Consider the following 10331-nt stretch of genomic DNA (forward strand, 5'->3'; position numbering starts at 1 on the left):
CACCCGGGTTCCCCACGCTGGGGCGGTAATCTCCGGGGGTTACCTAAACCCCGGGGTGGGGCCTATTTTCCCGGGGGGCGGGGCAACCGAGGGCCCGCGGGGGCGCCCCTGGGGCGCGCACATCAGGGGCACCAACGGCGAGTCCCAGGGTGTGGTGCCGTTCCTGAAGATCGCCAACGACACGGCGGTGGCGGTCAACCAGGGCGGCAAGCGCAAGGGCGCGGCCTGCGCATACCTGGAGACCTGGCACGTGGACGTCGAGGAGTTCCTCGACCTGCGCCGCAACACCGGTGACGACCGCCGCCGCACGCACGACATGAACACCGCGAACTGGGTGCCCGACGAGTTCCTGCGCCGGGTGGAGGCCGACGCCGACTGGACCCTGTTCTCCCCCGACGAGGTCCCGGACCTGCACGACCTGTACGGTCGCGCGTTCGCGCAGCGCTACCGCGCCTACGAGGCCGCCGCCGACCGCGGCGGGATTCGCGTCTTCAAGCGGGTGCGCGCGGTCGAGCTGTGGCGGCGGATGCTGACCGTGCTGTTCGAGACCGGCCACCCGTGGATCACCTTCAAGGACCCGTGCAACCTGCGCTCGCCGCAGCAGCACGTCGGCGTGGTGCACTCCTCGAACCTGTGCACCGAGATCACCCTGAACACCTCCGCCGACGAGGTGGCCGTCTGCAACCTGGGCTCGGTCAACCTGGCCAACCACGTCACCGCCGACGGTCTGGACACCGCCCGGCTGGAGCGCACCGTCCGCACCGCGGTGCGGATGCTCGACAACGTCATCGACATCAACTTCTACACCATCCCCGAGGCACGCCGGTCCAACCTGCGGCACCGCCCGATCGGCCTGGGTCTGATGGGCTTCACCGACGCCCTGTTCACCCAGCGCCTGGTCCCTGGCTCGCCGGAGGCGGTGGAGTTCGCCGACCGCAGCATGGAGGCGATCAGCTACCACGCCCTGTCCGCCTCGGCCGACCTGGCGCGGGAGCGCGGCAGTTACGAGTCGTTCGAGGGCTCGCTGTGGAGCCGGGGCGTCCTGCCCATCGACTCCGTCGCCCTGCTCGCCGAAGCCCGCGACGGCGCACTGGACATGGACACCTCCACCACCCTGGACTGGGACGCCCTGCGCGAGAGGGTGCGCGGCGGGATGCGCAACTCCAACACCATGGCCATCGCACCCACCGCCACGATCTCCAACATCTGCGGTGTCGGCCAGTCGATCGAGCCGCTGTTCCGCAACCTGTACGTGAAGTCGAACATGTCCGGGGACTTCACCGTCCTCAACCGGCACCTGGTCGCCGACCTCAAGGCACTGGGCCTGTGGGACGAGGCGATGGTGGCCGATTTGAAGTACTTCGACGGCTCGCTCGTCCCGATCGACCGGGTGCCCGACGAGCTCAAGGCGCTGTACGCCACCGCCTTCGAGGTCTCCTCCGAGTGGCTGGTCGAGGCCGCCTCCCGACGGCAGAAGTGGCTCGACCAAGCCCAGTCACTCAACCTCTACATCGCCGCCCCCAACGGTCGCAAGCTCGACGCGATCTACCGCCTGGCTTGGCACAAGGGCCTCAAGACCACCTACTACCTGCGCTCGACCGCCGCCACCAGCGTGGAGAAGTCCACCCTGCGCGGCACCGACGGCAAGCTCAACGCCGTCCAGCCGGTCGCGCCGGTCATCCCCGCCGCCTGCTCCGTCACCGATCCCGACTGCGAGGCCTGCCAGTGACCACGGATATCCCCGACACCACCGGTCTCGGCGCGATCGACCGCGACGGCGGCCGGGTGCACGTCGACGACAAGGCGATGATCAACGCACGGGCCGACGTCAACCAGCTCCTGCCGCTGAAGTACCACTGGGCGTGGGAGAAGTACCTCGCCGGCTGCGCCAACCACTGGATGCCCACCGAGGTCTCCATGCAGGCCGACATCGCCCTGTGGCGCTCCCCCACCGGCCTCACCGACGACGAACGGCACGCCATCAAGCGCAACCTCGGGTTCTTCGCCACCTCGGAGTCGCTGGTGGCAAACAATGTCGTGCTCGCCGTCTACCGGAACCTCACCAACCCCGAGTGCCGCCAGTACCTGCTGCGCCAGGCGTTCGAGGAGGCCGTGCACACCCACACCTTCCAGTACATCTGCACCTCGCTGGGCTTGGACGAGGGCGAGTTGTTCAACATGTACCGGGAAGTCCCCTCCATCACCGACAAGGCCGCCTGGGCGCTCCAGTACACCCAGCACCTGGAGGACCCCGCGTTCCGCACCGGCACCCCGGAAAACGACCAGGCGTTCCTGCGCGATCTGATCGCGTTCTACGTGGTGTTCGAGGGCATGTGGTTCTACACCGGCTTCGCCCAGATCCTCTCGTTCGGCCGCCGCAACAAGATGGTCGGCGTCGCCGAGCAGTACCAGTACATCCTGCGCGACGAGTCCATCCACCTCAACTTCGGCATCGACGCGATCAACCAGATCAAGGTCGAGAACCCCGGGCTGTGGACCGGGGCGTTCCAGGCCGAGGTCCGCACCATGCTGGGTGAGGCCTGCGAGCTGGAAGTGGCCTACGGCCGCGACACCATGCCCAACGGGCTGCTCGGCCTCAACGCCGACCAGTGCGAGCAGTACATGCGCTTCATCACCAACCGCCGCTGCGCCCAACTCGGCCTCACCCCCGTCTTCGGCCCCACCGACAACCCCTTCCCCTGGATGTCGGAGGCCATCGACCTGCGCAAGGAGAAGAACTTCTTCGAGACGCGGGTAACGGAGTACGCCTCCGGCAGCACCCTCGACTGGGACTGACCCGCCGGCCGGGTCGCGCCGGACGCGACCCGGCCCTGCCTTCTTCCCCTCCCCGAGGGGCGTCCCACCCTGCCCGCACGAAGGACACACCGTGCACTCCACCCTCACCCGGCTGCGCGCCGGCACAACGCTTCTTGGCCCCGCGTTCGTCGCCGCCATCGCCTACGTCGACCCCGGCAACGTCGCCACCAACACCGCCGCTGGCGCGCGCTACGAATACCTGCTCGTGTGGGTGCTCGTGGCGGCCAACGTGATGGCCGGCCTCGTGCAGTACCTCTCGGCCAAGCTCGGCCTGGTCACCGGTCGGTCCCTGCCCGAGATCCTGCGCGACCGGCTGCCCCGACCGCTGCGCCTGGCCTACTGGGGCCAGGCCGAGGTCGTCGCCATGGCCACCGACCTGGCCGAGGTTCTCGGCGGCGCCATCGCGCTGAACCTGCTGTTCGACCTGCCTCTGCCGGTGGGCGGTGTCATCACCGGTGTGGTGTCCACCGCCCTGCTGATGGTGCAGGACCGACGCGGCCAACAGCCGTTCGAGCGGGTCATCACGACGATGCTGGCGGTGATCGCCGTCGGCTTCGCCGCCGGTCTGCTCGTGTCCCCACCGGAGAGCGAGGCCCTGCGCGGCCTCGCCCCCCGCTTTGCCGACTCCGACAGCGTGCTGCTGGCCGCCGGGATGCTCGGCGCCACCGTCATGCCCCACGCCGTCTACCTGCACTCCGCCCTGGCCCGCGACCGCCACGGCCGCGCGCCCCACCTGCTGGCCGCCACCCGGGTCGACGTCACCGTGGCGATGGTCCTGGCCGGTGCGGTGAACACCGCCATGCTCCTCGTCGCCGCCTCGGCTTTGGCCGGCCACGAGGGCGTGGACAGCCTGGACGGCGTGCACGCCGCGATCGGGGCCGAGCTCGGCGGCGGTGTCGCCTTGTTGTTCGCCGTGGGGCTGCTCGCCTCCGGTTTCGCCTCCACCGCCGTGGGCTGCTACTCCGGCGCGGTCGTCCTGGACGGTCTGCTCAAGGTCCGCGTGCCCCTGTCGACCCGACGCGTGGTCACGCTCGTGCCCGCGCTCGTCGTGCTGGGCGCGGGCGTGGACCCGACGTTCGCACTGGTGCTCTCGCAGGTGGTGCTGTCCTTCGGCATCCCCTTCGCCCTGGTCCCGCTGGTCCGGCTGACCGCCAGTCGCACGCTGATGGGCGTCCACGTCAACCACCGGGCCGTCACCACCGCCGCAGTTCTCGTCGCCACCGCGGTGATCGCGCTGAACACGGCACTGATCTACCTGACCGTGCGATGAGTAAGCCGTTCGACTCCTGACGATGACCCACCACCACAGTGAAGCGCGTCACAGGAACTGCTGCGCTGTCGCGTGCGACTACCTGAACGGAGACCCATTCGTCTGCGATTCACCTGGAACAACAGCACTAGCCGCCGCCGGTCAAAGCCACTACCCGACCTGGAGGCACCTGTGAGGCCCGTCAGTTCGTCACCGCCTGATGCGGTGGCCGGTTTTCCGCGGGCGCTGCCTACCGGAGCGCAGCCGATCGGGCGCACCGAGGTCACCGCAGCGCTGGCGGCTGCGGCGACGATCAGCCCGGACTGCGCGGTCGACCAGGACCACACCGGCGAGCCGCTGCACTCGCTGCACACCGATCCCGCCGCCGTGACCGAGGCCGTGCGACGGGTCGGCGCGAGGTTCGAGGCCGCCGAGGCCCGTGTGGCCGCGTCGACCCTGCAATTCCTGGTGGCGCACCGGCTGTGGTCGGTCACCCTCGGCGCGCTGGCCGGCGGCGGGGTCGTGCCCGACCTGGACCGGCTGCGGTACCGCGTCGACGAGGATGGCTCCGTACGGCTGTCCCTGCCCGACCCGGGCGGGTGGATCACGAGCGGCGACCCCGCGCCGCTGTTGGTGCGCGTCGTGGTCGAGGAGCAGCTGGTGCCGTTCCACCGCGGGCTGCGCGCCGTGGTCAAGGTCGCCGACGGGCTGCTGCGGGGCAACGCCGCCGCGGCCCTGCGCAGCGCCCTGCGGCCACTGCCCGCCGACCTCGGCGCACTCGGGGACCGCCTGCTCACCACCCCGCTGCTGCGCGGCGCGCTGTCCTCCGACGGCATCCGCCGCAGCTGCTGCCTGTTCTACCGCACGCCCACCGGCCACACGTGCCGCGCCTGCCCGCTCGTCGGCGCTGCGGTCACTGTGAGGCGTTAGTTCGCCGCACGTGCTCGCTGGACAACTCCCCGAGCGATCCTGGCGGCGGGCGTGGGCCGGGTCAGCGCGTCGACCGTCGAAGGCGGGGCAGGAAGCGGCCGGTGGCGGCGGTGTAGTTGCGGTAGTCCGCACCGTGCAGGGCCAGCAGGTGGGGTTCCTCGACGGTGCGGACCTGGAGGTGCACGGCGGTGACCAGGGCGGCCAGGGCCAGCAGCGACAGCGGGTCACCCGCAGTGAGGGCCAGTCCGACGGCGGTGGCGGTCATGGCGGTGAAGACGGGTTTCGGACTTGGGCGAACAGCCCGTCGCGCACCAGCGCGGTGGGCTCGTCGGGATCGACGCCGACCCGCCAGGCTGCGCCCATCGCACGCTGGGCGGCCAGGGTCGCGGCGATCCCGACCACGGCGAGCACCACGCCGACCACGTCCAGGGCTCGGTGCTCCAGCACGGCCAGCGGGGCGAGCACGCCCGCCACCTGCAACAGCGGTCCGAGCAGTCCGGCGACCAGGGCGGCGGCGAACAGCACCCCGCCCCACCACGATGCCGAGCCGGGCCGCCCGCTCAGGCCCCGGAACCCGGTTGAGCCGGTGCGCCGATGGTGCAGCACGGTGCGCACACCGAACGCGAGCAGCAGATAGAGCAGGCACAACAGCAGTGCCACGGCGGCCACGACCCGGCCCCTTCCCGACGGTCAACGATTCAGCCGAGACTGTAATACAGCACTCGCTGTATGGTTGCGGGCATGGTGAAGTGTGAGACGCGGGAGGACGCGCTGGCCCGGCTGGGCAAGGCGCTGGCCGACCCGACCCGCTGCCGCATCCTCGTCGCCCTGCTCGACGGCATCAGCTACCCCGCCCAGCTCGCCGACCACCTCGGACTGACCCGCTCCAACGTGTCCAACCACCTGTCCTGCCTGCGCGGCTGCGGCCTGGTCGTCGCCACCTACGAAGGACGCCAGGTCCACTACGCCCTGGCCGACGCCCACCTCACGCGGGCACTGGGCGAGTTGGTCAAGGTCGTGCTCGCCGTGGACACCTCCGAGCCCTGCCTCGACGACGAGCGACCGGCGGCCGCCGCGACCACCGCGAAGGCGGGCAGATGAACGCCGAGCACGGCCGAATCGACCTGTCGTTGACCGCGCCGTCCGCTGCGGCGCCGGCGTCCGCCCCGACCGGGGGCGACGGGTGCGCGGACGGGTGCTGCGCGACCGGGACCACTACCGAGTCGACGGTGGACCCGCGGCGGCGGGCGGTGCTCACCCGACGGGTGCGGCTGCTGGTCGCCGCGACGATCACCTACAACGTCATCGAGGCCATCGTCGCGATCACCGCCGGGACGATCGCCTCCTCCACCGCGCTGATCGGCTTCGGCCTGGACTCCGTCATCGAGGTCGCCTCCGCCACCGCGGTGGCCTGGCAGTTCTCCGGCGCCGACCCAGCCAAGCGCGAGAAGGCGGCGTTGAAGGTCATCGCGGTGTCGTTCTTCGCCCTGGCCGCCTACGTCACCGTCGAGTCCGTGCGCGCCCTGTTCGGCGCCGCCGAGGCCGACCACTCCACGGTGGGCATCGTGCTGGCGGCGGTGTCATTGCTGGTCATGCCGTTCCTGTCGGTCGCGCAGCGCCGCGCCGGACGGGAACTGGGGTCGGTCAGCGCGGTCGCGGACTCCAAGCAGACGCTGCTGTGCACCTACCTGTCCGGCGTGTTGCTGGTCGGTCTCGTGCTCAACTCGCTGTTCGGCTGGTCCTGGGCCGATCCGCTGGTCGCCCTGGTGATCGCCGCCGTCGCGGTCAAGGAAGGACGCGAAGCCTGGCGCGGCGAGCACTGCGGCTGCTGACCTACTTCACATCACCCGATGTCACATGGATCTCGACGCGTCCGGGTCGGCGGTGTGGTCGACCATGGCGACATGCATGTTCACCGGTTGACCGCCGAGGATCACGGGTTGCTCGACGTCGCGGTGCGCAGGTTCCGCGACGTCGTGGTCGAGGATCACGCCTCGTTCTTGGAGGATCCCGCGACGGTCGTGTTCGTGGCGCTGGAGGACGACGAGGTGGTCGGGTGGGTGTGGGGCTGCCGGCAGCGCCACGTCTGCGGTTACTCGCAGGTGCAGTTGTACGAGATCGGCGTCGCCGAGCAGGCGCGGAGGCGTGGGGTGGGGCGCGCGCTGCTGACGGCGTTCCGCGAGCACGCCGTTCGAGCGGGCGCCCGGAAGATGTGGCTGTTCACCGACGAGGACAACCACGCCGCGAAGGCGCTGTACGAGGCTGCCGGCGGGCGACCGTCGCCGCACGCCGATGCGGGTTACTGGTGGGTGTTCGACGGCGACGAGGCCCGCTGACCCGGGCAGCGCGTCGGACCGGAAACGGGACGACACCCCATCGGAGATGCTGCCAGCATGTCCCGATGCGCGTGCACACCGCCTACGAAGGCGCTCTCGGCGACCACTTCGCCCACCGTGCCACCGACAGCCCCTACAACGCTTACACGGACCGGCCGGCCGTGCTCGCCCTCGCCGGGGATGTCACCGGGTTGCGGGTCCTCGACGCCGGGTGCGGCGCGGGGCACTACATCACCGAGTTGCGGGCGCGGGGAGCAGCCGAGGTGGTCGGTGTCGACGGCAGCGCGACGCTGCTCGGGCACGCCCGCGAGCGCATCGCGGGCGATCCCGCGGTGCGGCTGCACCGGCACGACCTGGAGGAGCCGCTGACCTTCCTGGCCGACAGCTCGTTCGACGTCGTGGTGATGGCCTTGGTGCACCACCACGTCGAGGCCCGGCGGCAACTGCTGGCCGAGATGCACCGCGTCCTGCGGCCGGGCGGTGTCCTGGTGCTGTCCACCACGCACCCGATCGCCGACTGGACGTGGCACGGCGGGTCCTACTTCGACGAGGAGCGCGTCGAGGCGACGGTAGGCGACGGCCTCACCATCAACTACCGCCGCATGACGTTGCAGACGTTCCTGAACGAGCTGCTCGACGCCGGTTTCGCGTTGGAGCGCGTCGCGGAACCCCGGGCCGCCGAGGAGGCCCGTCGCGTCGACGAGCGGCGGTACCTCAAGACCCAGCGGACGCCGTTCTTCCTCGCCGTGAGGATGAGGAAGGATCCGGGCACGCTGGCTACCAGGTGACGGGGAGCCGGTCCAGGCCACGTGCCATCCGGCCCTGCCGCCAGGACAGTTCGTCCGCCGTGACGGCGAGCCGCAGGGTCGGGAAGCGGCGCAGTAGGGAGCCGATGGCCACGCGCAGCTCGGCCTTGGCCAACTGTGCGGCGACGCAATAGTGCAAGCCGTAGCCGAACGCCAAGTGCGGGTTCGGTTTGCGGGTGACGTCGAGTTCGTCGGGGCGCTCGAAGACGCGCTCGTCGCGGTTGGCGGCATCGGGATGGACCATGATGGCGTCACCGGCGCGGACGAGCACGCCGCCCAGTTCGACGTCCTCCAGGGCGATGCGGGTGAAGCCGGCCGAGGTGACCAGGGGGTTGAAGCGCAGCAGTTCGTCGACGGCCCGGTCGATCAGCGCGGGGTCGGCGCGCAGCGCGGCCAGCTGATCGGGGTGGGTGAGCAGGGCGTGGATGCCGTTGCCGAGTTCGCTGGTCGTGGTTTCCAAACCTGCGTAGAGCAGGGTCACGCCCAGCACGACCAGTTCGTCCTCGCTGAGCCGGTCGGCGGTGTCACGCGCTTCGACCAGGGCGCCGAGCAGGTCGTCGGTCGGTGTGTGGCGGCGGGCGGCGACCAGGCCGGCCACGTAGTCCTTCAGCCTGGCGAACGCGTCGTGGATCTCCTCGCTGGTGAACGCGGTGGTGGCCAGGGCGACGTCGATCCAGCCGGCGAACTCCTCGCGGTCGGCCACCGGCACGCCCAGCATCTGGCAGATCACCGCCACGGGCACCGGCACGGCGAAGCCGGCGATCAGGTCGGCGGGCGGTCCCTGTTCCTCGATCCGGTCGAGCAGTTCGTCGGTGACGCGTTGGGCGTGTTCGGCCAGGTGCTGGATCCGGCGGGGGCTGAAGGCGGCGGCGACCAGGCGGCGCAGGCGGGTGTGCTCGGGCGGGTCGACGGTGTGCAGGGTGGCGTCGGTGTGCCTGCGAGGTGAGGCTCGGGGCACGTCGCGGTCCAGCAGCGCGGCCCGGCTGAACCTCGGGTCGCTGAGCACCGTGCGGACGTCGGCGTGCCGCACGGCCAGCCAGGCGTCGCCGCCGTAGGGCAGGGATACACGGCTGAGCGGTTCGTGGTCGCGCAGGTGGGCGTACTCCGGCTCCAGCTCCAGGCCGGTCGGCTCGCGAAACGGGTAGGCGCGGGCTGCCTGCGTGGGTCGCATCGGGTCCCCCAACCTCGAAGTCCGGCTGTCACCACCACAGGTCGGCCGGGAGTGCCAGGGAGTTCCCGCGAAGTCGATCGGAGCTCATCTGCGGCGGGAACCGGCGGGCACCGCCAGACGACCATAGGACTGAAGCGATTCCACACGAGGACGACGTGGCTGGAGCGGCATGGACTGGTACGAGGACGACGATCTCTGGGTGGGCTTCGCCGAGGTGATGTTCCCACCGCGCCGGGCGGCGGAGGCGGAACGCCTGGTGACCACCTCGCCGCTGCTCAAGGTCGCGGCGGGTGACCGGGTACTGGACCTGGCCTGCGGGCCGGGCACGCACGTCGTGCCGCTGGCCCGGCACGGGGCGGTGGTCACCGGGGTGGATCTAAGCGAGGCGATGCTCACGCGGGCCCGCGTGGCGTGCGAGCAGGCGGAAGTCACAGCGCGGTTGGTGCGTGCGGACATGCGCGAGCACGTCGAACCGGGCGCCTACGACCTGGTGGTCAACATGTACACGTCGTTCGGCTACTTCACCGAGCCCGGCGAGAACCTAGCCGTGCTGCGCAACGCCCACGCCAGCCTCGCCCCCGGCGGTCGGTTGCTGGTCGACGTGCTGGGCAAGGAGGTGTTCGCCGGGTGGGTCGGTCGACCGCAGGCGGTGGACGTCGGTGGCGGCACGGTGTTCATGCGTGACACGGTCCTGGACGACTGGACGCGGGTGCGCAGCGACTGGACGTGGGTGCGCGGGGACGAGGTGCGGCGCACGTCGCTGTACTCCACCCTCTACAGCGCCGCCGAGCTGCGGGCGCTGTTCGAGCAGGCCGGGTTCACCAACGTGGAGTGCTTCGGCGATTTCGACGCCTCTCCCTACGACAACCACGCCCGCAGGCTGATCGTGCGGGGCACCCGCGCTTGAGACGCCGCCCCGGGGGGGGCGGGCCCCCGCGGCCCCCCCCTCCCCCCCCCCCGGGGGCCGCCGGCGACCAGCGGGGCCTGGGCCCCGGGGACCCCGCGCGGGGGGCTGCCCATGG

11 protein-coding genes and 1 pseudogene are annotated in these 10331 nt (G+C 71.0%); 9 read left to right on the forward strand and 3 right to left on the reverse strand.

Annotation, left to right across the window (positions count from 1 at the left end; all coding sequences use genetic code 11):
• Nucleotides 1-109: 109 nt before the first annotated feature.
• The 4 genes and pseudogenes from ACFXGA_RS00980 to ACFXGA_RS00995 form a co-directional block, all read left to right on the forward strand.
• Nucleotides 110-1729: pseudogene (locus tag ACFXGA_RS00980) on the forward strand (ribonucleoside-diphosphate reductase subunit alpha); the annotation flags it as partial.
• Nucleotides 1726-2796 (forward strand): ribonucleotide-diphosphate reductase subunit beta, encoded by a 1071-nt coding sequence (locus ACFXGA_RS00985; protein ID WP_378083069.1) that lies wholly within the window; start codon nucleotides 1726-1728, stop codon nucleotides 2794-2796. The pseudogene ACFXGA_RS00980 and the gene ACFXGA_RS00985, both read left to right, overlap by 4 nt.
• A gap of 91 nt (nucleotides 2797-2887) precedes the next feature.
• Nucleotides 2888-4087, forward strand: a complete 1200-nt coding sequence (locus ACFXGA_RS00990; protein WP_378083070.1) for an Nramp family divalent metal transporter — start codon at nucleotides 2888-2890, stop codon at nucleotides 4085-4087.
• Nucleotides 4088-4291: 204 nt separating this feature from the next.
• Nucleotides 4292-4996: a (2Fe-2S)-binding protein gene (locus ACFXGA_RS00995; RefSeq protein ID WP_378083072.1), complete on the forward strand. Its 705-nt coding sequence runs from the start codon at nucleotides 4292-4294 to the stop codon at nucleotides 4994-4996.
• Nucleotides 4997-5057: 61 nt separating this feature from the next.
• On the opposite strand, the gene ACFXGA_RS01000 is transcribed toward ACFXGA_RS00995, so the two are convergent.
• Both ACFXGA_RS01000 and ACFXGA_RS01005 read right to left on the reverse strand, forming a co-directional pair.
• The gene (locus tag ACFXGA_RS01000) at nucleotides 5058-5261 is read right to left on the reverse strand and encodes a hypothetical protein (RefSeq protein ID WP_378083074.1); all 204 of its coding nucleotides are present in this window, start codon (nucleotides 5259-5261) and stop codon (nucleotides 5058-5060) included.
• On the reverse strand, nucleotides 5258-5665 hold the full coding sequence (locus ACFXGA_RS01005) for a hypothetical protein (protein ID WP_378083075.1): 408 nt from the start codon (nucleotides 5663-5665) through the stop codon (nucleotides 5258-5260). The genes ACFXGA_RS01000 and ACFXGA_RS01005 overlap by 4 nt, the downstream gene beginning before the upstream one ends.
• Before the next feature lie 72 nt (nucleotides 5666-5737).
• On the opposite strand from ACFXGA_RS01005, the gene ACFXGA_RS01010 reads away from it, so the two are divergent.
• From ACFXGA_RS01010 to ACFXGA_RS01025, 4 genes are all read left to right on the forward strand, one after another.
• Nucleotides 5738-6097 carry an ArsR/SmtB family transcription factor gene (locus tag ACFXGA_RS01010; protein WP_378083076.1) on the forward strand — a complete coding sequence of 120 codons (360 nt, stop codon included), beginning with the start codon at nucleotides 5738-5740 and terminating at the stop codon, nucleotides 6095-6097.
• Nucleotides 6094-6828, forward strand: a complete 735-nt coding sequence (locus ACFXGA_RS01015; protein WP_378083078.1) for a cation transporter — start codon at nucleotides 6094-6096, stop codon at nucleotides 6826-6828. The genes ACFXGA_RS01010 and ACFXGA_RS01015 overlap by 4 nt, the downstream gene beginning before the upstream one ends.
• 87 nt (nucleotides 6829-6915) lie before the next feature.
• Complete coding sequence (locus ACFXGA_RS01020) at nucleotides 6916-7332, forward strand: GNAT family N-acetyltransferase (RefSeq protein WP_378083080.1); 417 nt, start codon at nucleotides 6916-6918, stop codon at nucleotides 7330-7332.
• Between the two features lie 65 nt (nucleotides 7333-7397).
• On the forward strand, nucleotides 7398-8120 hold the full coding sequence (locus tag ACFXGA_RS01025) for a class I SAM-dependent methyltransferase (protein ID WP_378083082.1): 723 nt from the start codon (nucleotides 7398-7400) through the stop codon (nucleotides 8118-8120).
• Here the strand turns inward: ACFXGA_RS01025 and ACFXGA_RS01030 are convergent.
• A complete protein-coding gene (locus ACFXGA_RS01030) occupies nucleotides 8110-9309 on the reverse strand; it encodes a cytochrome P450 (protein WP_378083084.1) in 1200 nt (399 codons plus the stop codon). The two genes, ACFXGA_RS01025 and ACFXGA_RS01030, sit on opposite strands and share 11 nt — an antisense overlap.
• A gap of 169 nt (nucleotides 9310-9478) precedes the next feature.
• Here ACFXGA_RS01030 and ACFXGA_RS01035 point away from each other — a divergent pair, with 169 nt between their 5' ends.
• Nucleotides 9479-10216, forward strand: a complete 738-nt coding sequence (locus ACFXGA_RS01035) for a class I SAM-dependent methyltransferase (RefSeq protein WP_378083086.1) — start codon at nucleotides 9479-9481, stop codon at nucleotides 10214-10216.
• The last annotated feature ends 115 nt before the right edge of the window (nucleotides 10217-10331 follow it).

The sequence above is a fragment of the Actinosynnema sp. NPDC059335 genome (assembly GCF_042752395.1).
GTDB lineage: Bacteria > Actinomycetota > Actinomycetes > Mycobacteriales > Pseudonocardiaceae > Actinosynnema.